Genomic DNA, 24,367 nt, shown 5'->3' on the forward strand with positions numbered 1-24,367 from the left:
ATCATGAGAAAATAGAAATAATTTTAGTATTGTAAATCACATGACAGAAAATTTAAAAAGTAAAGCTATCACCTACGGAGTACAAAGATCACCTAACCGTGCCATGCTTAGAGCCGTCGGTTTTGGTGATGATGATTTCACGAAACCAATAGTTGGCGTTGCTAATGGTTATAGCACTATAACCCCTTGTAACATGGGATTAAATGAATTAGCATTAAAAGCACAAACTAGCCTCAAAGAAGCTGGAGCAATGCCTCAAATGTTTGGTACTATTACCATAAGTGACGGTATTTCTATGGGGACAGAAGGGATGAAATACTCTTTAGTCTCCAGAGATGTCATCGCTGATTCTATAGAGACCGCTTGTACTGGTCAAAGTATGGATGGTGTCATCGCTATTGGTGGTTGTGACAAAAATATGCCCGGTGCGATGATTGCTATTGCTAGAATGAATATACCCGGTATTTTTGTTTATGGTGGTACAATTAAACCAGGTCATCATAACGGTAAAGATTTAACAGTAGTAAGCTCCTTTGAAGCTGTAGGACAGTATAGTGCGGGGAAAATAGACGAAGCAGAATTAACAGCTATCGAAAAAAAAGCCTGTCCGGGTGCAGGTTCATGTGGCGGGATGTTTACAGCAAATACTATGTCATCAGCTTTTGAAGCTATGGGTATGAGTCTGCCTTACTCTTCAACAATGGCGGCAGAAGATGCCGAAAAAGCAGAAAGTACTGCAAAATCTGCTGAAGTTTTAGTAGAGGCTATTCGTAAACAAATTTTACCTAGTCATATTCTTACTCGCAAAGCCTTTGAAAATGCCATCGCCGTTATTATGGCTGTCGGTGGCTCAACTAATTCAGTATTGCACTTATTAGCGATCTCCAACACTATGGGGGTAGAATTAACTTTAGATGATTTTGAAAACATCCGTCAAAGAGTTCCTGTCATATGCGATTTAAAGCCTTCTGGACGTTATGTAACGGTTGATTTACATAAAGCAGGGGGGATTCCTCAAGTGATGAAAATGTTGCTTGTTAACGGCTTATTACATGGTGATGCGTTAACTATTTCTGGACAAACTATAGGTGAAGTATTAGCTAATATACCTGAAAATCCCCCAGTTAATCAAGATGTAATTCGTCAATGGGATAATCCTTTATATAGGGAAGGACATTTAGCTATTCTTAAAGGTAACCTAGCCCTTGAAGGCTCAGTTGCAAAAATTAGCGGAGTTAAAAATCCTAAAATAACTGGTCCTGCAAGGGTTTTTGAATCTGAGGAAGAATGTTTAGATGCTATTTTAGCAGGTAAAATTCAAGGAGGAGATGTTGTTATTGTACGTTATGAAGGTCCTGTGGGAGGTCCGGGTATGCGTGAAATGTTGGCTCCCACCTCAGCGATTATTGGTGCTGGTTTAGGGGATAAAGTTGGCTTAATCACCGATGGACGTTTTTCAGGTGGTACATATGGCTTAGTTGTTGGTCATGTTGCACCAGAAGCAGCCGTAGGAGGAAATATTGCTTTAGTCAAAGAAGGCGACAGTATAACCATCGATGCCCACGAAAAACTCTTACAAATTAATATTTCAGATGAAGAATTAGCTCAACGCCGTCAACAATGGCAACAACCTCAGCCTCGTTATCGTCGGGGAGTTTTAGGTAAATATGCTAAGCTAGTCTCTTCTAGTAGTTTAGGTGCGGTAACGGATTTAAAACTATTTAACTAAGTACATTTTTATCTGAATTCACCTAAGTTTAATATAAATTTGTTGGCGAGGATGATACGAGGGGACTAGGAGACAGAAAAATTACATTTTTTGTGAATCAATAAAATTTATTTTAAACAGACATAAATATTGATAATTTTTCTACTTATCCACCATTGTATTTATCCACCTGCCTTGTCTTCATCATTTTTCTTCTTTCAAACTGAGGTGAATTCAGGTTAATTTGTGCCACTGCCAAGCATGACGAATAATTGTTTCAATATCTGCATATTGAGGATTCCAACCCAAAATTTTACGTGCTTTTTCCGCACTACCCACTAACATTGGTGGATCTCCTGCTCTACGATCGCCAATTTTAACAGTGAAATCTTTTTGAGTAACCTTTTTTGCGGCTTCAATGACTTCTTTCACGGAAAAACCGTTCCCATTGCCGAGGTTGAAAACATCACTCTTACCACCTTTTAAAAGATATTCTACTCCCAATAAATGAGCTTGAGCTAAGTCTTCCACATGGATGTAATCACGAATACAAGTGCCATCAGGGGTTGGATAATCTTCCCCTAAAATAGAGACAGAATCCCTTTTTCCTAAAGCTGTATATAATACTAAAGGAATTAAATGAGGTTCAGGATTATGATCTTCTCCAATTAAACCATCCACGGAAGCACCAGCGGCATTAAAATAACGGAAAGCTACATATTCCCAATCATAAGCTCGTTGAAAATCAGCTAACATTTTTTCTACTACTAATTTAGTATAACCATAGGTATTGATGGGATTTTGAGGATGACTTTCGGTGATAGGAATTTCTTCTGGAATGCCATAAGTTGCACAGGTGGAAGAAAAGACAATATTTTTTACCCCTGCTGATTCCATCGCTTCTAATAAATTGAGAGTAGAAACAACATTATTTCGGTAATATTTAGCTGGATTTTCCATGGACTCACCTACATAAGCATAAGCGGCAAAATGAATCACAGCTTCAATCTTATACTCTTGAAAAATCTTATCTAGTAATGGGCGATCGCTCAAATCACCATAAATAAAATTTACATCCAATTTATCAATAATATACTGATGACCATAAACCAAATTATCAAAAACAAGGAGATCATAACCCTTACTTTTTAAGAGTTTAACAGTATGAGAACCAATATAACCAGCACCACCAGTAACTAAAATAGTCATAATCAAATATTTTAAAATTTTGTAAATAAAACTTGCTAATTATATTAAATTATGGATTGAAATTAACAATTGATATTTTAGAATTGATAATCAAGAAATCATTGATTTTTATCTATTTATCTTTTGTAAAAAACAACTTTAAATCTACTTATTAAGAATGGTTAAGGAATAGATTAATAAATATCATGATGATTTATCTTGTCAAACGTACCATGCTTGTCTATGCTTATTTTAGATAGATTAAAAAATATCTTGAATCAAAGTCAACTAGCAAATAAATCAAGTAAAAATACTTAATTATTTATAAACCAACTAAATTTTATATATTCGTTGGTCTGTTTATATTTTGAGTAGATAAAAACTTTTTAATTGTGGCTTAAGGTTCAATTTTAAGTAGGTTTAGTGTATCAAGGAAAAAACAAAATGTCAATTGCAGTAGGAATGATTGAAACCTTAGGGTTTCCCGCCGTAGTAGAAGCAGCCGATGCTATGGTTAAAGCCGCTCGTGTAACTCTTGTAGGTTACGAAAAAATTGGTAGCGGTCGTGTAACCGTTATTATTCGTGGTGATGTATCTGAAGTACAAGCGTCAATATCTGCTGGTATTGAATCAGCTAACAGAGTCAGTGGAGGAGAAGTTCTTTCAACTCACATTATTGCTCGTCCTCACGAAAACCTTGAATATGTATTGCCTATTCGTTACACCGAAGAAGTAGAACAATTCCGTAGCTATTAGTAATTAATTAACTGATAGTTGATTCCATCTTCAATCAAAATCAGAGAACAAAATTTCTCAGTTATTGATTTATAAGTTTCTAACATAAAATATCAAAAAAAAATATGTCAATTGCAGTAGGAATGGTAGAAACATTAGGGTTTCCCGCCGTAGTAGAAGCAGCCGATGCCATGGTTAAAGCCGCTCGTGTAACTCTTGTAGGTTACGAAAAAATCGGTAGTGGTCGTGTAACTGTCATCGTTCGTGGAGACGTATCTGAAGTACAAGCATCCGTAGCCGCTGGTATTGAGAATGTTAAACGAGTAAAAGGTGGTCAAGTTTTATCCCACCACATCATCGCTCGTCCTCACGAAAACCTCGAATATGTATTGCCCATTCGTTATACCGAAGAAGTAGAACAATTCAGAGAAAGTATCAATCCTCGTCCTTTGAGCAGATCTTAATCAGGAATTAAAATAATGCAAATTGCCAAAGTCTGCGGTACTGTAGTTAGTACTCATAAATCACGGACTTTAACGGGCGTCAAATTATTATTAGTGCAGTTTTTGGATGCTGATGGTAATGTGTTACCGAATTATGAAGTAGCTGGAGACACCGTAGGGGCTGGTATCAATGAATGGGTACTTGTCACTCGTGGCAGTGCAGCCCGTAAAGAAACCGGTCATGAAGAACGTCCTGTGGACGCAATGGTGGTGGGCATTATAGATACAGTAACAACTACATCAGATCTGCTTTATAGCAAAAAAGATGCAGAAAGAATGTATTAAATACTCTATTTAGTATTTTTATTTTAATCTGTAACAAATAGTAGAAAATCAATCTGTGAGGACAACTTAGGATAAAAGTCTTATCTTTAATCGATATTCTTAGCATCCTAATCAATGTCCTTAAAAGATTAAATAAGATAATTATTGTGGAGGTTTATAGTGAGCGTCCCGACAATGGCAGCTCCTCCTACTCCTTGGTCAAAAAATTTAGCGGAACCAAAAGTAGATAATAGTGCTTATATTCATTCTTTCTCTAATTTGATTGGAGATGTGAAAGTCGGAGCAAATGTGTTAATTGCCCCCGGTACTTCCATTCGTGCGGATGAAGGTACTCCTTTTCACATTGGTGATGGTAGCAATATTCAGGATGGAGTTGTAATTCATGGACTAGAGCAAGGTAGAGTTCAAGGTGATGATGGTCAAGACTATTCCGTTTGGATTGGTGAGGATTCTTGTATTACCCACTTGGCCTTAATTCATGGTCCTGCTTATGTGGGTAATCACTGTTTTATCGGTTTTCGCTCAACGGTATTTAATGCCAGAGTTGGGGATGGTTGTATCGTAATGATGCACGTTCTGATTCAGGATGTAGAAATACCTGCGGGGAAATATGTGCCTTCTGGTTCAGTGATTACTAATCAACAACAAGCTGATCGCCTTCCTGATGTGCAACCAGAAGATAAGGAATTTGCTGCCCATGTAGTCCATATTAATGAAGCATTAGCCGCCGGTTATCATTGTGCTGATAATCATGCTTGTATTAATCCTATTAAACAAAGTAATAACGGGGAAGTCAAAACCTCAACCCATAATAAAACTAATGGTTCTCAACCAGTAACTAATATGAGTTTAAATACAGATATTATCAATCAAGTCAAGTCTCTGTTAAGACAGGGTTCTACTATTGGAGTGGAACATGCTAACACCCGTCGTTTTAAAAGCAAATCTTGGTTAAGTGCTTCTTTAAATGCGACTAATGAAAGCGGAATTTTAGCAGAATTAGGCAATATACTAAATGAACATAAAGGGGAATATGTACGTTTAATTGGGGTTGATCCTCAGGCTAAACGTAGAATTGCTGAAACCATTATTCAACGTCCAGGAGATGTTCCTGCACCAGTACAAGCTAGTAATGGTAACACGGCTAAAGTAAACAGTAATGGTAATGGTCATGCACCTCTGAGTAAAGGCAATGGTGACTTAGCCAGCGAAATTAAATCATTAATTCAAGGTGGTTATAATATCGGTGTGGAATATGCTGATACTCGTCGTTTTAAAACCAAGTCTTGGTTAACGGCCCCTAGTGTTAATACCAGATCTGTTAACGAAGCTATTAACATTATTCAAGGTTATTTAACAGAGTTGAGTGGAAACTATGTCCAACTTGTGGGAGTTGATCCTCAAGCCAAACGTCGTGTATCTCAAGTGATTATTCAACGTCCGGGAGAAACTGCTACTATATCCAGCAATGGTAACGGTGCAAGTTCTACTTATAAAACTCCTAGAAATAATGGTAACGGTGCAAGTTTTGGTAATAGTACTTTGAGTGCTGAAGCCATCGCCCAAGTTCGTTCTTTATTATCTCAAGGGTATCAAATAAGTACTGAACACGCTGATATTCGCCGTTTCAAAAGTAAATCTTGGCAAAGTTGTTCCCCCATTCAAGGCACAACAGAAAGTCAAGTTATCTCCGCTTTAGAGGCTTGTGTACAAGATCATACTGGAGAATATGTTCGTTTAATCGGTATTGATACTCAAGCAAAACGTCGAGTATTAGAAATGATTATTCAACGTCCAGGGCAAACTAATCAAGCTCAACCTGTAACCAGTAAAGGTAGCAACGGTAATGGTGCAAGTGCCTATACCCAGACTCAAAATGGTAGTAGTTCTCTCGATGCTAACACTTTAGCTCAAGTGCGTTCTCTCTTATCTCAAGGGTATCGTATTGGTACTGAACACGCTGATGTACGTCGTTTTAAAAGCAAATCTTGGCAAAGTTGTTCTCCTATCGAGGCTAACAACGAAAGTCAGGTAATTTCGGCTTTAGAGGCTTGTGTGAAAGATCATAGCGGTGAATATGTCCGTTTAATCGGCATTGATACCAAAGCTAAACGTCGTGTTTTAGAAACCATCATTCAAAGACCGTAATATTTTATCAAAGACAGTTGAACAGGTGGATAGGTAAACAAAAGAAGTCGGACAAAACAAATCTTTTGCTTATTACCTTTTGCCTGTTTAATCGCTTATTTTTCATTGTTCATTGTTTATGGAATTAAATGTCACTACCCATTCTTCAACCTAGTACTATTGATACAACCCAAATAAGAGGCGATGTCACTATTGATCAAAGTGTTGTTATTGCTAGTGGCGTAATTTTAAGTGCTACTAGTGGTAACAAGATTGTGATTCGTCAAGGAGTTTGTGTCGGAATGGGTACAATTATTACAGCCTATCAAGGAGATATTGAAATTCAAGAAAATACAATTCTAGGTTCAGGTAGTTTAATTTTAGGTAATTGTACCATTGGTTCTCAAGTGTCTTTAGGAGCTTCAGTGACAGTTTATAATGAAAATATTGAGGCGATGAGCGTCATTCCGGCGGGTTCAATAATTGGCGATCGCTCCCGTCAAGTGAGTTTACAAAAAAAAGAAGTAATTAATTTCACACCTGATACAATCAATTCTCCTACTCAAAGCATTATTGACGGCATTAAAAACGGTTTTGGAAATAATTTAGAGCAAGATCAATCTTTTGTAGCCGAAAAAGATAATCAAAATTTATCTGAGACGGAAATTGAAGAAATCCTAGAAGAGCCAGAAAAAAATAATACCGATACTAACAAAAAATCTACCCCTTCAACTGTAACAGAAAACCAAGAAGCCGAAGCACAAATTTTGAATAATGATAATGTACAAGAAGAAAATTCTCCCCAAGGGAATACTGTAGTAGGTAAAGTTTATATTAATAAATTATTATTCACCCTTTTTCCTGATAAACATAAAATTTAAGCATCGATCAATAAAGTTTGCAGAATAAATAAGGTAGCTATAAAATTCATCGTAATCAGAATAATACACAGCAGGACTGAACGGAGTTGAACCGTTATTTAGAACTTAGGAGGTTCTTGTTCTATCCATTGAACTACAGCCCCAATAAATAGTTAAGTTTTGTTAATTTCTTTCTTCAGTGTAAATGATTCATCAAGATATGACCACATTCTGAGATATTAAGTCATTCATCAAGACGTAACAGTTTGCGATAAAATTTTTGAGAAAAATCTACTTGACGAGTTTTTTTAGAATTTTTAATCAACAAAATAAGATATTCAACAAATTCAGAATTTTCTAAATTAATTTCATAACTTAAATCAGCACTACCTTGAAACTGAATGCGACAGCGAGTTTTTTCGTCAGGTAATCGAGAGACATACCAAGTAGCGACAAAAGGAATATTTGTTTGACCTTCAATCACTCTTTCTCCTTCAAGGTATCCTTGTTGATATAAACTTAAAGCATAGGGTAATGTTTCATGTAACTCTTTTCCATAGTAAGGGTTATACATGAGAGTATCGGCTTTACTGGCGGCTGGAATTTTTTCAATACTAGACATTTTTTTTCCCTGTTTTGGCACAATTTAAGTCATATATTGTCAATTTTAACTCTTAATTTGTTCTAAATTCAATGAGATTCTACCTCAGTTCGACAGAAGAAAAATGGTGAAGACGAGACAGGCGGACAAGTAGAATGGAAGAAAAATTCTCAATATTTGTACATTTTTGGGATAATTTTATTCATTCATAACAAATACTGTCTCCCTGTCAGCACCGTCAATGAGAGTCAGTGATCACCGATAATTTGATATTGAACTCAGGTGATTCTGGAACAATTGAAAATTTGTCATCTTTTATTTTCATTACTAATTACTAATTACCTATGACTCAATTGCCTATTATTAGCATTGCACCAATGATGGATTATACTGATAGACATTTTCGTTATGTGATGCGCAAAATGACGAAACACACTTTACTTTACACTGAGATGATTACTACTCAGGCTATCATACATGGCGATCGGCATAAATTATTAGATTTTAGTGAAGAAGAAAAACCAGTTAGTTTACAACTAGGAGGAGATAACCCTCAAGAATTAGCAGAATGCGCCAAAATCGTTGAAGATTGGGGGTATAACGAAATTAATTTTAATGTAGGTTGCCCAAGTTCGAGAGTGCAAAATGGTAATTTTGGAGCTTGTTTAATGGCAAAACCAACAATAGTTACCCAATGTTTAGAAAAAATGCAAAAGAGTGTCAAAATTCCTGTCACTGTTAAACATCGTATTGGTATTGATCATCAGGATAGTTATGAAGATATGAAAAACTTTGTCAAAATTATCAGTGATAGTGGTTGTCAAAGATTTATAATACACGCCAGAAAAGCATGGTTACAAGGTTTAAGTCCTAAAGAAAATCGTAATATTCCCCCTTTGCGTTATGAAGATGTCTATCAACTTAAGCAAGATTTTCCTCACCTTGCCATCGAAATTAATGGTGGCATAACGACTATTGAACAGACAAAACATCATCTTAAGTTTATAGATGGAGTGATGATTGGTAGAGCCGCTTATGATAATCCTTATCTTTTTGCCACTATTGACCAAGAAATTTATAAGAAAGATTATCCTATTTTAAGTCGAGAAGAAATAATCCAATCTCTTTATCCTTATATTGACTTTTGGACATCCAACAAACTAAAATTAAATACTATAATGCGCCATACTTTGCAAATTTTTGCAAAACAACCCGGTACAAAACAATGGAAAAGATACCTTTCCGAAAATGGTAACACATTTCAGGGTGGTTCTGATATTGTTCGTCAAGCACTTAAGCAATTAGAAATTCATCATTAAGAATTCACCTTTGCTTATTGTTAATTATTAATTGCCCATTATTACTTATTACTTAATCCTTGATATGGCGATTCAAGATCAAAGAAGAAAACGAGAATTATTAAAATTATTAGAAAAATTAGGTGTTAAAAATTTTGCAGCGGTAAATTGGTCATTATTAGACTTAGCATTAACTCATCCCAGTATTTCTTTAACTCATAATTATGAACATTTAGAATTTGTAGGAGATGCAGTTATTCGTTTAGTATCAGCGGAAGTATTATTAGAAAATTATTCTGATTTACCAGTGGGAGATTTTGCCGCTATAAGATCTATTATAGTTAGTGATCGCTTTTTGGGGGAAATAGCAGAAGAATACGGTTTTGATTTATATCTTTTGATGATACCAAGCGTTAGGAATGATAAGTTAGGCAAAATATCTCGTTTAGCAGATGCTTTTGAGGCTGTATTAGGGGCATTATATGAAAGTACGAAGAATATGACGTTGATTCGACCATGGCTTGATCCCATTTTAATAGAAAAAGCCGCTCAAGTTAACGCTGATCCTGCTAGAGAAAATTATAAAGATGCGTTACAAGAATGGAGTCAAGGAAAATATAAACTTTTACCCATCTATAAAGTTAAATATAATGACATTTTAGATAATGACAATGAACGTTTTATTGCTGAAGTTTGGTTACAAGATAAATTATTAGGTGAAGGAAAAGGTGCAACAAAAAAAGCATCCCAACAAGCCGCAGCCCAACAAGCATATAATTCTATTATGTCAATTAATAAATAATTAATTAAAGAAAATTTTTATTAATTATTAATAATTATTAATTACCTGATTTTTTTATTTAATTTTTCTTTAACAAAAATCTACTTTTTTTAGTATTCTAGTTGATGAATTGATAATTATCAATAGCATATCTAATTTTATGTTAGGCTATCATTACTAAAAATATAAAAAAAATTAGAATATTTATTCTTAGTTATTAATATGGGATTTGGAGATCAAATTTATGTATGGCGTGAGTTAGCTAACTTAGACGGTATTTATCAACATCATGGTATTGATATTGGGGATGGCAGTGTAATTCATTATCGTAAACCTAGCGAAATTATTGAGCAAACTTCTTTTGAAACTTTTAGTAAGAATAATGAGGTTTATTGTCGTCAATATCCCACAGGTTTTTCTTTTATCCCAGAAGTTACGGTGAAACGTGCTTTAAGTCGTTTAGGAGAAAATAAATACAATTTATTGTTTAATAATTGTGAACATTTTGCTACTTGGTGTAAGATAGGTGTTAGTGAAAGTCAGCAAATAAAAGATTTTATTCCTGCTATTAATAAGCTAGATACTTTTAGATTATTAGATCCTCTTAAACAGGCTTTTCAGGGAGTTGAAAATAATAATATGAATGGTATTATTAATACCGCATTAGATCAAATTAGGACTGTTTGGGATCAAATTCAACCTCAATATCGTCAAAATTTAGATGAAATTAATATATGGGAAAAAGTAGCAATAAAAGCTATACAAAATAATAGAGATGACTTAGCAAAAGAAGCGATAAAAAGAAAAAAAGAATATGAGCAAAAGGCTAAATTTTTAGAAAAACAACTAGAACAATTAGCAACTATGACAGAAAACTTATTAAAAAATCAAATTATCAATTAAATAATTTATTAAAGACAAAAAGTATATTCTTCATTAAAAATGCAGGAAGTTAATAATCAAATTAGATTTTTATAATTGGTTTAAAACTACTATCATTAAACTTATGAAAACCACAACAAAACAAGCTAACCAATGTTTAAGATTAGTAGTTGGTTTAGGCTTTTTTTTGACTAATTGACTATTATGACCATAACCTCTTAAGATCATGGCTTGATATACTAATTTTGACTGATCATAACTTCTCACCAACAAACTTCCCATTAAATTGGCAATTATCTTTAAATTTCGTCGATTTAATCTATGGGCATGAAAACCTTTCAACCTTAATCCTCTTTCCATTGTTATTAAGCGATCGCCAAATTCTTCTAAGTAACGATAAGTCAACAACATCATATCACTAATAATAGGAGATAAACCCAAAGATTTAAGAGTGTTGAGAGTGGTTAGAAAGGGAGATGTAGCAAATAACACCAAACTTGTAGTTAAAACACAAATAAAACGAGTTGCGATTAAAATAACTAAAAGACAACCTTCACGTTTAATAGTAAGAATATAAAAAGAAAAAATAACAGTTTTACCAACTAAAAAAGGTAATAAAATAACAACAGCAATAATAAAAATACCCGGATAGCGAAGATGAGATAATAAAAAATTTAAAGGTAGATTAGATGATAAATATAAAATGAGAGTGAGTGAAATAATTAACGGTAATAAAACTATATTTTGAACAAAAGTAAAGGCAAAAATTAAACTGATTAAGGCAATAAATTTTGGTTGTGGTTGCCAGAGGTGAATATAAGAATTTAAGTATGCGTATTTATCTAATAATAGTTTCATTTAATAGTCAATTAGTTACATTCAACAATTAAGATTAAAAAATAAAATTAATAAGTTATCAATTTTAATTACTATTCTCTATACTATATTTTCTTACTTCTTTTGTAAATCTGATAGTCAATCACTAAATTTATCATTGATTATTTATTATTTCTGGTTTGACTTTATAGAAAAAATTAACTAACATTACTGTCAAAGTTCCTTCGATTATACCTTGAATTGCATAACCAATTAAAGAAGCTAAAATTACTTTTTTTTCCATATTAATGTTTAAGTCAGGAGAAATATTATTAATAGTTATAAAAACGAAAAGTAAAGCCGAGAGAAAAATTCCTATAAACCCAATGAAAAAATTGAGAATATTACTAGCTAAAAAATTATTGAAAAGAGGTAATTTTCTACACAACCAAATATTATAAGCTAATAGAGAAGGCACACCCATAATAATGGCATTGATACCTAAAGTCGATAAACCACCATGTTGAAAAAAGACGGCTTGAAAAAATAAACCAATCAAAATAGCGGGAAAAGCATAGTAACCTAGAATCAACCCCATTACACCATTTAAAATGAGATGAATACTAAAAGGAGGAATAGGAATATGAATTAGAGAAGAGACAAAAAAAGCAGCGGTTAATAAAGAGGCTTTAGGAATTTGTTGTTGATAATTGTCTTGTTTACGAATTTGCCGTAGAGAAAACCAAGTAATTCCTCCAGTGATGGCATAACTAGAAATAGCCACAGAAGGTGGTAATAATCCATCAGGGATGTGCATATATTAATTCAATTAAACCTTTTTACGTGAAAAAAAGAAAGCCGTACCAACAAAACCCCATACTCCAGTTGCCGCCATCATTAATTTTTGCATCATCGTTGGAGATGAGGTTATATTAGGTGATTGAGATTGGATGATTTTATGATTTTCTTGAGATACTGAAGAAGAGGAAGAATTTATCTCATCGGTTTTTTGAGTAGGTGTTGACTTGATCGGTATATTAACTACATTACCATGTCCTGCTGATCTAATTTTTATAGTCCAATCTCCTTCCTGAGAAAAGTCGGGAGTAAAAATAAATTTTCCTTTATCATCTGTTATTCCTGTTAACCAAGACTGAGTTGGATTAGTGGGAGAATAAATAACTACCTGTGCATTTGCCATCGGTTTTCCGTTATCAAATTTAGCATCAATTTCAATGACTTCTTTACTCTGATAATTAATAACACTACCATGAGCTGACACCTTAGAAATAGTCATAGAGAAAAAAATAATAAAACCAAAACTAACTTCTGATAATTTTTTAAACATCGATTTCTATCCTGATTTTTAATGGTCATAGATGGCATATGAAAAAACTTGACATGATAAGTTAATATATGTTGTTATTTTCATAACGGATTTTAGAAAAATTCAAAAATACTTTCACTTACTAAGGATGACTATAAAAATACCTTTAATTTTGCGATACTAACTAACTTATAATCGAATAAACCTTAAAATGTTTCAATCCCCCCCTAGAGGTTTAAGTGGAAAAGTATCAAATTATCCGTGAATTAAGCAGACATGAGGAAGATATATATATTAACTATCTTGCGAAAAATAATCTCAATAATACAATAGTTATTTTAACAGATTTAATTTTTCCCCCCTTGTTAATAACTTACAATAAAAATTATGACTATCAAACAATATTAAAACTATTACAATCTGTCAATAATAATAGTATTCCTGATCATTTAGATTGCTTTGAAACTGAAAATGGCTTTTGTTTAGTACAGAAATATCCCATTACTAAACCTCTTATCTTAACCAATGAATATACATTAGAAGAAATAAAAAAAATTACAATTTCTATCTTAAATATTTTAGTCTATTTGCAAAAACAAGATTTTCCTATTTTTCATCACCAAATTCGTCCAGAAAATTTATTAATTGATAGTAATTTACAAGTTTATTTAATTAACTTTGGTTTTGCTCAATTACCAAACATAAATTGTCCTTGTTTTTCAATAATGAATAGAAGTAAAGGTTTTATTCCACCAGAAGAGAAGCGAGGAAAAATACTAACTAAAAATAGTGATCTTTATAGTTTAGGTGTAACTTTATTTTGTTTAATTACAGGAACAAAAAGTAATAAAGTTAATAATTTAATTGCTAAAGATAGAGGATTTAATTTATTAGGATTAATTTCTAATAAAATGAGTTTAACATGGATTAACTGGCTAGAAAATATTATGGCAATTAATCCTCAACATCGTTATCCTGATGCTATTACTGCTTTAAATGTAATTGAAAATATTGATATTATTCGTTATCCTGATGTTCAATTTAATCCGAATGTAATCGAGTTAAAAAGTAATAATTATGGAGAAAAAATTATTCAATATGTTACTATAACTAATCCTATTATAGATACTAATTTACATGGAATGTGGGAAGTATTGTTATCAAAATATGATTTACCTGTAAATGATCATCATCCTTGGATTACTTTTAATCCGTCTGAATTTAACAGTAATAAAATTGATTGCGAAATAATCATCGATACTAATAAATTAAAGATGAAGAAAATATATAAAAGAAAGTTAATTTTAAAAGCTAATTCATCAACACAAAACCATATTTTACCATTGATAGTTGAAACGGCTTCTATTCATAGTAAAAATTTAATCTATACCTCTTTAATTATTCTATTTATAATAGCATCAATTTCTGGCTGGTTAAGTGGAATTATTGTAGGTTTTACCCCTAATTTAATTAATTGGTTAACTTTTATCTTAGGCTTCTTAATTGGTAATATTGGTGGATATGGTGCTAGTTTTTCTAAAATAGATTGGTTTGTGAAAGCAGTAGGGAGTATGACATCACTTATCATAATTGTTAGCTTTATTGGATTAGGCACAGATTTAGATTTAATTATTGGTTTTATCGCTGGTTTAGTGATAAGTTGTATGGCAGGAGTAATGATTAAATTTTATCTTGAAAAGAATTTTCCTAAAATAATAACTATAACATTAGCTTTATTAACAATTATTTTAGCTTTTAGCTTTGGTATTAATTTTAATTTTCCCAATGGTAATTACTTTTTATTATTATTAATGTTAGGAGCAGGTTTACCTTTAATATTAATACTCATTAATCCTTATTGGCAATATCAAAAACAACTAAATAATTATCATAAGAAATATAAATCTCTAATTCAATTTTAAATTTATTGAGCAAGATAATTAACAAATGATAATAATAATTGTTTGTTTTAAGAAAAATATTGACTTAAAAATTTATCACAATTTTAATGAAATCATCTAAAAATATTAAATAAGTTATGAAATCTGCCAAAATTAGTCGAATTATTCCCGATTCTATCGGTGCTGAAATGGGTTTTGAGATAGGAGATTCTATCATCACTATCAATGGAATGCCACCAAGAGATTTAATTGATTATCAATTTTTATGTGCCGATGAATTTTTAGAATTAGAAATCGTTGATAAATGGGGAAAACAATATTTTTTAGAAATAGAAAAAGAATATGATGAAGACTTAGGTTTAGAGTTTGAAACAGCACTTTTTGATGGTTTAATTCAGTGTAATAATAAATGTCCTTTTTGTTTTATTGATCAACAACCTGAAGGTAAAAGAGATACACTTTATCTTAAAGATGATGATTATCGTCTTAGTTTTCTCTATGGTAGCTATTTAACCTTAACAAATTTAACAATCAAAGAATGGACTAGAATTGAACAAATGCGTTTATCTCCTTTATATGTATCTGTTCATGCTACTGAGCCAGAAATTAGAAGTCATTTGCTCAAAAATCATCGTGCTGGAGAAATCACAAAACATTTAGCATGGTTTGAAGAAAAACGTTTACAAATTCATGCTCAAGTGGTGGTTTGTCCAAATATTAATGATGGGAAACATCTCGAAAAAACGTTATTAGATTTATTCTCTTTCCATAAAGGTGATATTCCCGCAGTTATTAGTGCGGCTATTGTGCCTGTCGGATTAACAAAATTTCGCCCTGACAAAGATGAATTAATACCTATTAACCGTGAAAAAGCTTTAGAAGTTATTGCCCAAGTGCAGGAATTACAAGTAAAATTTAGAGAAAAATCAGGTTCAACTTTTGCATGGTTAGCGGATGAGTGGTTTTTAATAGCACAATTAGAATTGCCACCAGAATCACACTATGAAGATTATCCTCAAATTGGGAATGGTGTAGGCTCAATTCGTCAATTCATAAAAGAATTTCACACCATTGCTGATAATAAATTACCTTTAGAAATAGCATCAAAAAAAAGATTTACATGGATTGTCGGTAATGCAGTAAAAACAGCTTTTAAACCTTTAGTTAATCAACTTAATTTAGTAAAAAATTTAGAGGTAAATTTAGTCGCTTTAAATAGTCAATATTGGGGGCAAGAAATTACAGTAACAGGCTTATTAACAGGAGAAGATTTACTTTACCATTTATCCGATAAAAACGATTTAGCTCCAGAAATTCTATTACCTTCTGTTATGTTAAAACATGATGAACAAAAATTTTTGGATGATATTACTGTGATTGAAGTTGCCGAAAAATTAGGAGTGATTATTCATCCTGTTAAAGATATTAATGAGTTAATTGATAGACTAATTATTAATACCGATAAACAGTAAATTTCATAGTGTTTAACAAAACTGTATAAATTAAATAAGAAAAATTAATTACTATAGTGTTAAAATAGATTGTTTTTATGATTTCCTATCTATTACGTTTATCACTAATTTTCATAAAAAAATGCAAGTGAAGAGTGCAAAATTAATGTAAGATAACAGATACTCTATATTATTCCCTGACTTTGAGGGTTAATCATGTGTCCATCAGAAAATGAATCTGAATTTTTATCTCATGTAGATAATGTCATCAAAAATAAAGCACTTCAGTTGTTATTATTTATTGACAATCGTCATAGTTCGCAAAAAAATATTGAAGACATTAAAGCCTATTTACATAGTTTAACCCAAGATTATCATTTTCAATTAGAAGTATTAGAAATTAGTAAACATCCCCATTTGGTTGAATATTTTAAATTAGTAGCAACTCCAGCATTAGTTAAGGTAAATCCTCTGCCACAACAAACTTTAGCAGGGAGTAATTTAACAGCACAATTACAAAAATGTTGGTATAAATGGCAAACTTCTTTACAAGAAAATGAAGGTATTTTTAGAGAATATTCTGATAATGAGACTTTATTACAAACTTGTTTACCTTCCGCTGAATTAATTCATTTAAGAGACGATATTTTTCAGTTAAAACAAGAGATAGAAAATTTAAAACAACAAATACAATTTAAAGATCAAATGTTAGCAATGTTAGCCCATGATTTAAGAAGTCCTTTAACGGCAGCATCGATTGCTGTAGAGACTTTAGAGCTAATTAAAAATAAACCAGGTCATGATAATAATAGACAATTATTTAATCGATTATTTCAACATACTAAAGCTCAATTTTCTACCATGAATAAGATGATAACTGATTTATTACAATCATCTAAACATATTAATGGTCAATTAAATATAGTGGCTATTAAAGTTAATTTAGCTAAAATATCTGAAAGTATTATCAATAATTTAAGTCCTAAATTGATGGAAAAAAATCAGAAAATTATTAAAGAAATTCCCCAAGATTTACCATTTGTTTATGCCGATGAAAAATTAATTAGTCAAGTAATTATTAATTTACTAGAAAATGCAATTAAATATAGCCCTTATGACGCTCCTATTATTTTATCCATTATCCATAAAACAACCCAAAAAGTTGAAGTGAGTATTATTGATATTGGTGCTGGAATTCCTGATAATAAAAAACAACGTATTTTTGACGGTCATTTTCGTTTAAAAAGAGATGAAAAAGAAGATGGTTATGGAATTGGTTTAAGTCTTTGTCGCCAAGTAGTTACTGCTCATTATGGACAAATTTGGGTTGACAATAACGGCAATCAAGGTAGTTGTTTTCGGTTTACCCTCCCTGTTTATAATTAATTTTTTTTATTATTAAAGATATTCATTACTTTGAATTTGATAAAAATTTAGTTCTTATAAAAAATTAATAAAATTTTATGTAAATCATTCTTAAGTAAATGAAAAAATCATCGAAGAATCCGTTAAAATAAAAGTAGATCGTGAGAGGATAAATCACCTATGAATAAATTATTAGCTACAAGTATCGCTGTTTTGACCACATTTTCAATGGTTATTCCCGTTACGGCTGAAAATCCTACTTCTCGACAACAATTATTAGATACTAATGAATGTATGGGATGTGATCTCAATGGTGTTGATTTACAAGGAGAACATTTAATAGGAGCTGATTTACGTAATGCTGATTTACGTAACGCCAATTTAGAAGGTGCGAATTTAGAAGGTGCGGATTTAGACGGTGCAAATTTACAAGGTGCAGATTTAAGTAGGGCTTTCTTGACTAATGCGACCATGAATAATGCTAATCTTAATAGTGTGGACATGAGCTATGCAACTATTTTTGATGCTCAAGTTACAGGTGCTTCTATGAATAATATGAATATTCAAAATGCCATGATTATGGAAACAGGTATTGCCGTTGGTGGAGAATATCCTAGCGAAGAATAAAGAATCAGCTTAAGAGAAATAAATTTAATTTTCTTTACAAATCTTTACGTTTTGCTTAAGGAAAAAAGCAGTTTCACTGATAAAATCAGATAACAACTAACCTTGTGCTTAGAATACTCTAGCCCGATGATAGTTGAGTATGTTTCAATTAATATACTTTTAAAATTGTTGTGTGTTTAAAAGGATAGTCTTGGCTAATAGACTTTATTTCAGGAATAAAAAACATTATCAAATGATATTCGAGAAAAATTAGCATATATAAATAAAATAATTCTTAAAAGTTATCTTAAATTTTTGGAGGTTGAATTTTCATGAAGTTATGGCATAGGGTTGTAACCGTATTTAGTTTCATTGTATTCTGTTGTTCTTTGGCTTTTTCCCAACCAGCCCAAGCATTAGATTTTAATACTATTTTACAGGGAAATCCCCGTTTAATAGCCACAGAAAATACTCGCCGAAATGTAGCGGATGACTTGTTAACTACTGAATTTGGTCAAAAAATTGATGTAAATAACAGTGATATTCGTGATTTTCGTGATTTAAGAGGGTTTTATCCGACCTTAGCTAGTATTATTATTCAGAATGCTCCCTATGAGCAAGTAGAAGATGTTTTACTTATTCCCGGATTAAGTGACACTCAAAAAGAAAGATTACAGGCTAATCTTGATAATTTCACCGCTACTCCTCAAAGTGAGGTGTTTAATGAAGGTGACGAGCGTTATAATGCTGGTGTTTATTAAACCCCAATAATTAATTAGTGTGGGTAGGGGCGAATATATATTCGCCCAAAGATATAATTACTGCTCTACCATATTCATTAAAATTTTATGGGCATTTAATTCTTTTTCTCCTTTTTGACGAGTACGGCGGATATAAGTACCATCGGCTTGTAATTCCCATGTTTGTTGATTATCAGAGAGCATTATTCCTAAAATTTCTTGTAGTTGTTTAACTAATTTAGGATCTTCTATAGGGGTAATCGCTTCTACTCGACGAGACAAATTACGCCCCATCCAGTCAGCACTACCGATATAAATTTCTTCCTCTCCATTGTTATGGAAGTAAAAAATGCGAGAATGTTCAAGAAAACGACCAATAATGCTGATAACATTAATATTATTGCTAATTCCTTCAACTTGAGGACGTAAACTACAAGTACCTCTTACAATTAAATCAATTTTGACTCCTGCTTGAGATGCACGATATAACGCTTGAATAACAGGTAAATCTACAACGGAGTTCATTTTAGCAACAATTCTTCCTGTGCCTCCATTTTTAGCATTTTCTCCTTCCCTCTCAATCATCTCAATCATGCGATCGCGCATAGTGACAGGGGCGACTAATAATTTACGGAAAGCCTTTTGTTTAGAGTAACCTGTGAGAAAATTGAATAAGTCTGTTAAATCTGCACCCAAATCTTCACGACAACTGATTAAACCAATATCAGTATAAAGTTTAGCGGTTTTAGGGTTATAGTTTCCCGTGCCAATATGAACATAACGACGAATTTTATCTTTATCTTTTCTGACGACTAAGATAATTTTAGTATGAGTTTTTAAACCAACAATACCATAAACTACATGAACTCCAACTTTTTCTAATTTTCTAGCCCAAAGAATATTATTTTCTTCATCAAAACGAGCTTTTAATTCGACTAAAGCCACAACTTGCTTTCCATTTTCGGCGGCTTCAATCAAAGCTTTGATAATAGGAGAATCACCAGAAGTTCGATAAAGAGTCATTTTAATAGCCATGACATTAGGATCATGGGCGGCTTGGGTGATAAATTGTTGTACAGTAGCAGTAAAAGAGTGATAAGGATGATGTAACATAACATCCGATCTACGAATCATAGCAAAAAATTCTTCACTTATGGTATTATCATCTTCATTTTCTTTAGCCATTGCCAATACTTGAAACTGATTGAAAGGTGGAGGCGTTACCCCATTCCATGGTTTATCTTTCAAAAAGGGTAAGGGCAAACTAGCTAAAGCAAATAAATCATTTAAGCCCAATAAACCATCAATTTCATAAATATCTTTTTCCTCTAAATTCAAACCCTGCATTAACATTTGTTTAACATTATCTGGCATGGAAGCATGAATTTCTAAACGCACGGCAGAACCAGCAAAACGGCGTTTACGTAATTCTTGTTGTATTGCCAATAACAAATCATCAGCTTCGTCTTCTTGTACTCCTAAATCAGCATCACGAGTTAAACGAAAATTATGACATTCTTGAACGTTCATGCCCGGAAACAATAAAGATAAGTGGTGAGCCATGACTTGTTCGAGAGGTACACCAACCCATAGAGGATTTTCGGATTGCTCACTGACTTGACGTAATTCAGCAGGGAAAGTAACAAAACGGGGAAGAGTTTTCGGTACTTTTACCCTAGCGAACAATTCAGCACCTGTGTCGGGATTTTTAACTAATACTGCCAAATTTAGACTTAAATTAGACATATGAGGGAAAGGATGACTAGGATCAACTGCTAAAGGTGTTAGTACAGGAAATATATTCTTTTCAAAATATTCATGTAAATAATTTCTTTGCTCCTGGTTTAAATCAAAAAAATTAATTAAATGTATTCCATGAGTAACTAATTCTTTTTTGAGGTTGTATTCAAAATTTTCTACTTGTTGTTTGATGAGAGGACGCAAACGATTATTGATTTCCTGAATTTGTTGTATGGGAGTTCTACCATCAGGAGTTAGTTTTGTTACTTCTGCTTCAATCTGACGTTTTAAAGCGGCGACTCTTACCATAAAAAATTCATCTAAATTTGAGCTAAAAATAGCGGTAAATTTGAGTCTTTCTAATAATAATGTTTTTTCATTCAAAGCTTCTTGTAAAACTCGATAATTGAACTCTAACCAACTTAATTCTCGATTAAAATAATACTGAGGTTCGTTAAGATTAATAGTTTGGTCTTTCATAAAAATATTTATTTCAAATTAATTAACAATTTAATGATTATTGTGGATATTGTTAACTCTACTTGATCATCTTATCTTGATAAGATCTGCAATCACATTATGATTTGGTTAATAAACTTTCTCAGAAGTTAGATACATATTTGTATTTAGAAAAAATCAACTAAACTTAAGATGATAGGCGATCGCCAAAAAAAAAAGTAGCTATATTTCAAGCTACTTTTAAAGCATTTTCTATATAATTCAAATCTAAACATTAAAAATTATTTAACCATTGCTGTAAATCCTCGATGGAATTCATCTCAAATAAATCTTCTGCCAATGTTTCTAAATAGTCAATATTTAAGCCTTTTATTTGCATTTGTAAATCAGAATTAATTATTCCCCATTTACGAGTTAATTGACGAATAATTAAATCTTTTTCAATACTTGCCTATAACTTTTGTAATCTTTGTTCAATTCCCTGTTGTCCATTTTCCCTTAGTTTTTTTTAATAAATAGGTGATAATTTCATAACTAATTCTCTATTCTCTGGTTGTAAAATATTTCCTTTTTTTTGGTTCAATTCTAACATTGCTAATAAATTTAACACAAGGTCAATGATATTATCTCTATGGGGATAATGTAGCGGCAATTTTTTTAACTGCTCAATGGCTTTTTGTTGTACATTTCCTTTACCTAAGATTCTTAACCATAATGTTTCTTGATTAACGGGTAATTGATGAATTACGACTATTCCTGTATGGAAAAACAATAGTAATAAATAAACTTCATTCCCATAAATATTTAAGTTTAATTGAGCAGAAAAACTTTCTAATTTATTACTAGCTAAAGTTGGAGTTAAAATCTATAAAAAAGGTATTTTTTCCTCTGATATTTTCTCTTTATTTTTATGTTTTTCTTTTCTTTGTAATCCTTATAAACCGAATAATTTACTGATATATTCTTGAATTTGATAAGTTTCGACTGGGTTGCGTAAAAACTCAAATAAACAGCTAGTTTGGGCTAATTTACTTAATAATCCTAAAGTATTAGGAGTGGTTAATACGGGTTTTTGTGGTGTCAAAAAAACGTCTATTTTTCTCACTTCACTATTGAGAGTTTCTCACCCATTTGTTAATCCATATTTGCTGATTAATTCTGGTATATATTCTTTTAAAAATTGGTCATGGAGAAATTGTGCTATTATTATTTCAATCTATTTTCTTCCATGTTGCAATATTCCATGTTCTTGAATCCCAAGGGGTTAATTCTACGCCTTGTAAATTATTAGCAATACCAACAACATCGGCACGATGAATAATAGGTATAACAGTTACCTGATTGATTAACATATCATTTAATTGTTTAAAAATTATAGCTCTTTTTTCAGGATTTAATTCAGTAATTACTGTTTGTAAAAGTGCATCATATTCAGGATTACAATAACGAGAATAATTATCTCCTGACCAATTATTAATTTTTTGGGGTATGTTATCGCAAGTATATACTTTAAAATAAGGGATAGGATCTGGGTTGTTATTACCAGTAGTGAACATTTGAGCATCAGCTTGAAATCTCTCTACTGTATCATTATTGCTAGGATCACTTGAAAACATGACACTAGCGTCAATGGTTTTTAATTCTACTTCGATGCCTAAAGATTGCCAACTTTGTTTAATGATAGCTTGAGTTTTTTGTCGTAAAGGGTTAACTGTTGTTTGAAATAAAACTTTCATTTCCACACCGTTTTTATCTCGAATACCATTACCATTAGTGTCTTTCCATCCTGCTTCATCTAACAATTTTGCGGCTTTTTCAGGGTTAAATTCTGAAGTGGTATTAGTGGAAACTAATTCGGGTGGTGCTAATAAAAAATTTGAAGTTGGTTTTCCTGTTATACCATACAATTGTTCGGCGATCATTTCTTTATTGATAGCTAAAGCAAAAGCCTGTCTAACTTTTTCGTCACTAAAAAAAGGATGAGGAAATTTTATACTAGATCTTTCACCTTCGGAAGTTTCTTTATTCGGATCTGTATAATTTAACAAAATTCGCTCACTATTAGAGCCAAAGTTAGTAATTATTTTACCTTTATTTGCCTTACTTAATTCCTCTAAAATATTTGATTCTACTTGTAAATTATAAGCAAAATCGGCATCTCCTGTTTGTAAAACAGCCCTTGCCGCAGAAGTAGCGTCTCCTCCTCCTTTTATCTCAATTTTGTCAAAATTTTGGGTTTCTGGTTGCCGATAATGAGTATTTTTTTGATAAATTACCGAATCACCGGGCTTAAATTGTACTACAGAATAAGCTCCAGTACCTACAGGAATTAAATTAAAAGGTGCTTCTCTTGCATTTTCGCCGTTATATTGAGTATATAAATGTTCAGGTAAAATCATCCCCGCACCACCAACAAAAATGGAATACCATGCTGGGGTAATTTGTTTAAAAGTTACTTTTACAGTATATTCATCCAATGCTTGGACATTGTTAACAACGGCATAATCACCACTGTTAACACTACCAACCTTGGGATTACTAATAAATTTATAAGTAAAAACCACATCATCGGCGGTGAATTTTTCTCCATCCGACCATTTGACATCTTTACGTAACTTCCAGATTACTGACAAACCGTCTTTAGCAACTCCTCCATTTTCAACACTAGGTATTTCTTGAGCTAATACAGCAATTAATTTACTCTTAGGATCAAAAGTAGCTAAAGGTTCAAGAGTTATTCTACTAGCTTCCGAGTCTTTAAATCCAGTAGAGAGATGAGGATTTAAGATTGTTGGTGCTTGCCAATAAATCATTTTTAAGATTTTATTATTGGTACTATTAGACGTGTTAAGATTATTTGTCTCGGTAGATGATGAAAGAGAATTGCAACTAACAACGGTTAAGCTACTTGTAACAGCAATAATTAAATGAGCCCAAGATTGTCTAAATTTTCTCATTTTTATTTTTTGAGATGGTTTTACCAGTAATAAATGT

24 protein-coding genes and 1 tRNA gene are annotated in these 24,367 nt (G+C 32.1%); 14 read left to right on the forward strand and 11 right to left on the reverse strand.

Annotated features, from left to right (window positions below):
• Positions 1-40 precede the first annotated feature (40 nt).
• Positions 41-1,729 carry a dihydroxy-acid dehydratase gene (gene ilvD / locus GM3708_RS03315; RefSeq protein ID WP_066344106.1) on the forward strand — a complete coding sequence of 563 codons (1,689 nt, stop codon included), beginning with the start codon at positions 41-43 and terminating at the stop codon, positions 1,727-1,729.
• A gap of 213 nt (positions 1,730-1,942) precedes the next feature.
• On the opposite strand, the gene galE is transcribed toward ilvD, so the two are convergent.
• Entirely contained in the window at positions 1,943-2,917 is a 975-nt protein-coding gene (gene galE / locus GM3708_RS03320; RefSeq protein ID WP_066344107.1) for a UDP-glucose 4-epimerase GalE, read from the reverse strand.
• 423 nt (positions 2,918-3,340) lie between these two features.
• On the opposite strand from galE, the gene GM3708_RS03325 reads away from it, so the two are divergent.
• From GM3708_RS03325 to GM3708_RS03345, 5 genes are all read left to right on the forward strand, one after another.
• Positions 3,341-3,652, forward strand: a complete 312-nt coding sequence (locus GM3708_RS03325; protein ID WP_017292630.1) for a carbon dioxide-concentrating mechanism protein CcmK — start codon at positions 3,341-3,343, stop codon at positions 3,650-3,652.
• 104 nt (positions 3,653-3,756) lie between these two features.
• Entirely contained in the window at positions 3,757-4,095 is a 339-nt protein-coding gene (locus GM3708_RS03330) for a carbon dioxide-concentrating mechanism protein CcmK (protein ID WP_066344108.1), read from the forward strand.
• A gap of 15 nt (positions 4,096-4,110) precedes the next feature.
• Positions 4,111-4,419, forward strand: a complete 309-nt coding sequence (locus GM3708_RS03335; RefSeq protein WP_066121412.1) for a EutN/CcmL family microcompartment protein — start codon at positions 4,111-4,113, stop codon at positions 4,417-4,419.
• Positions 4,420-4,593: 174 nt separating this feature from the next.
• Positions 4,594-6,567, forward strand: coding sequence for a ribulose bisphosphate carboxylase small subunit (locus GM3708_RS03340; protein WP_066344109.1), 1,974 nt, complete (start codon positions 4,594-4,596; stop codon positions 6,565-6,567).
• 128 nt (positions 6,568-6,695) lie between these two features.
• Positions 6,696-7,427, forward strand: a complete 732-nt coding sequence (locus tag GM3708_RS03345; protein ID WP_066344110.1) for a hypothetical protein — start codon at positions 6,696-6,698, stop codon at positions 7,425-7,427.
• A gap of 71 nt (positions 7,428-7,498) precedes the next feature.
• Here the strand turns inward: GM3708_RS03345 and GM3708_RS03350 are convergent.
• Both GM3708_RS03350 and ebsA read right to left on the reverse strand, forming a co-directional pair.
• Positions 7,499-7,570, reverse strand: a tRNA-Arg gene (locus GM3708_RS03350).
• Between the two features lie 80 nt (positions 7,571-7,650).
• Entirely contained in the window at positions 7,651-8,028 is a 378-nt protein-coding gene (ebsA, locus tag GM3708_RS03355) for a type IV pilus biogenesis protein EbsA (protein ID WP_066344112.1), read from the reverse strand.
• A gap of 323 nt (positions 8,029-8,351) precedes the next feature.
• Here ebsA and dusA point away from each other — a divergent pair, with 323 nt between their 5' ends.
• The 3 genes from dusA (at position 8,352) to GM3708_RS03370 (ending at position 10,989) form a co-directional block, all read left to right on the forward strand.
• Positions 8,352-9,326 (forward strand): tRNA dihydrouridine(20/20a) synthase DusA, encoded by a 975-nt coding sequence (gene dusA, locus GM3708_RS03360; protein WP_066344114.1) that lies wholly within the window; start codon positions 8,352-8,354, stop codon positions 9,324-9,326.
• 64 nt (positions 9,327-9,390) lie between these two features.
• On the forward strand, positions 9,391-10,107 hold the full coding sequence (gene rnc / locus GM3708_RS03365; protein WP_066344115.1) for a ribonuclease III: 717 nt from the start codon (positions 9,391-9,393) through the stop codon (positions 10,105-10,107).
• A 201-nt stretch (positions 10,108-10,308) separates the two neighbouring features.
• Positions 10,309-10,989 carry a lecithin retinol acyltransferase family protein gene (locus GM3708_RS03370; RefSeq protein WP_066344117.1) on the forward strand — a complete coding sequence of 227 codons (681 nt, stop codon included), beginning with the start codon at positions 10,309-10,311 and terminating at the stop codon, positions 10,987-10,989.
• Positions 10,990-11,058: 69 nt separating this feature from the next.
• On the opposite strand, the gene cbiQ is transcribed toward GM3708_RS03370, so the two are convergent.
• The 3 genes from cbiQ to GM3708_RS03385 all read right to left on the reverse strand — a co-directional run bounded on the left by cbiQ (position 11,059) and on the right by GM3708_RS03385 (position 13,132).
• Positions 11,059-11,826 (reverse strand): cobalt ECF transporter T component CbiQ, encoded by a 768-nt coding sequence (cbiQ, locus tag GM3708_RS03375; protein WP_066344119.1) that lies wholly within the window; start codon positions 11,824-11,826, stop codon positions 11,059-11,061.
• A 133-nt stretch (positions 11,827-11,959) separates the two neighbouring features.
• Positions 11,960-12,601 carry a cobalt transporter CbiM gene (cbiM, locus tag GM3708_RS03380; RefSeq protein WP_066344122.1) on the reverse strand — a complete coding sequence of 214 codons (642 nt, stop codon included), beginning with the start codon at positions 12,599-12,601 and terminating at the stop codon, positions 11,960-11,962.
• Positions 12,602-12,613: 12 nt separating this feature from the next.
• Complete coding sequence (locus GM3708_RS03385; protein ID WP_071827572.1) at positions 12,614-13,132, reverse strand: carboxypeptidase-like regulatory domain-containing protein; 519 nt, start codon at positions 13,130-13,132, stop codon at positions 12,614-12,616.
• 218 nt (positions 13,133-13,350) lie between these two features.
• On the opposite strand from GM3708_RS03385, the gene GM3708_RS03390 reads away from it, so the two are divergent.
• From GM3708_RS03390 to psbU, 5 genes are all read left to right on the forward strand, one after another.
• The gene (locus GM3708_RS03390) at positions 13,351-15,033 is read left to right on the forward strand and encodes a protein kinase domain-containing protein (RefSeq protein ID WP_066344124.1); all 1,683 of its coding nucleotides are present in this window, start codon (positions 13,351-13,353) and stop codon (positions 15,031-15,033) included.
• Between the two features lie 116 nt (positions 15,034-15,149).
• Positions 15,150-16,484, forward strand: coding sequence for a TIGR03279 family radical SAM protein (locus GM3708_RS03395; RefSeq protein WP_066344126.1), 1,335 nt, complete (start codon positions 15,150-15,152; stop codon positions 16,482-16,484).
• A gap of 195 nt (positions 16,485-16,679) precedes the next feature.
• Positions 16,680-17,849: a histidine kinase gene (locus GM3708_RS03400; protein WP_144439272.1), complete on the forward strand. Its 1,170-nt coding sequence runs from the start codon at positions 16,680-16,682 to the stop codon at positions 17,847-17,849.
• A gap of 159 nt (positions 17,850-18,008) precedes the next feature.
• Positions 18,009-18,455 carry a pentapeptide repeat-containing protein gene (locus GM3708_RS03405; protein WP_066344128.1) on the forward strand — a complete coding sequence of 149 codons (447 nt, stop codon included), beginning with the start codon at positions 18,009-18,011 and terminating at the stop codon, positions 18,453-18,455.
• 311 nt (positions 18,456-18,766) lie between these two features.
• On the forward strand, positions 18,767-19,195 hold the full coding sequence (psbU, locus tag GM3708_RS03410; RefSeq protein WP_066344130.1) for a photosystem II complex extrinsic protein PsbU: 429 nt from the start codon (positions 18,767-18,769) through the stop codon (positions 19,193-19,195).
• Positions 19,196-19,252: 57 nt separating this feature from the next.
• Here psbU and ppk1 read toward each other — a convergent pair whose 3' ends face one another.
• From ppk1 to GM3708_RS03425, 5 genes are all read right to left on the reverse strand, one after another.
• Entirely contained in the window at positions 19,253-21,394 is a 2,142-nt protein-coding gene (gene ppk1 / locus GM3708_RS03415) for a polyphosphate kinase 1 (RefSeq protein ID WP_066344133.1), read from the reverse strand.
• A 253-nt stretch (positions 21,395-21,647) separates the two neighbouring features.
• Positions 21,648-21,818, reverse strand: a complete 171-nt coding sequence (locus GM3708_RS19215) for a DUF4351 domain-containing protein (protein WP_082713987.1) — start codon at positions 21,816-21,818, stop codon at positions 21,648-21,650.
• A gap of 63 nt (positions 21,819-21,881) precedes the next feature.
• The gene (locus GM3708_RS03420) at positions 21,882-22,145 is read right to left on the reverse strand and encodes a hypothetical protein (RefSeq protein ID WP_066344135.1); all 264 of its coding nucleotides are present in this window, start codon (positions 22,143-22,145) and stop codon (positions 21,882-21,884) included.
• 162 nt (positions 22,146-22,307) lie between these two features.
• Positions 22,308-22,478 carry a hypothetical protein gene (locus tag GM3708_RS18645; RefSeq protein ID WP_158505846.1) on the reverse strand — a complete coding sequence of 57 codons (171 nt, stop codon included), beginning with the start codon at positions 22,476-22,478 and terminating at the stop codon, positions 22,308-22,310.
• 106 nt (positions 22,479-22,584) lie between these two features.
• A complete protein-coding gene (locus GM3708_RS03425; RefSeq protein ID WP_066344137.1) occupies positions 22,585-24,330 on the reverse strand; it encodes a peptide ABC transporter substrate-binding protein in 1,746 nt (581 codons plus the stop codon).
• Positions 24,331-24,367: the final 37 nt, after the last annotated feature.

This window comes from Geminocystis sp. NIES-3708, assembly GCF_001548095.1.
In the GTDB taxonomy this organism is placed as follows: domain Bacteria; phylum Cyanobacteriota; class Cyanobacteriia; order Cyanobacteriales; family Cyanobacteriaceae; genus Geminocystis.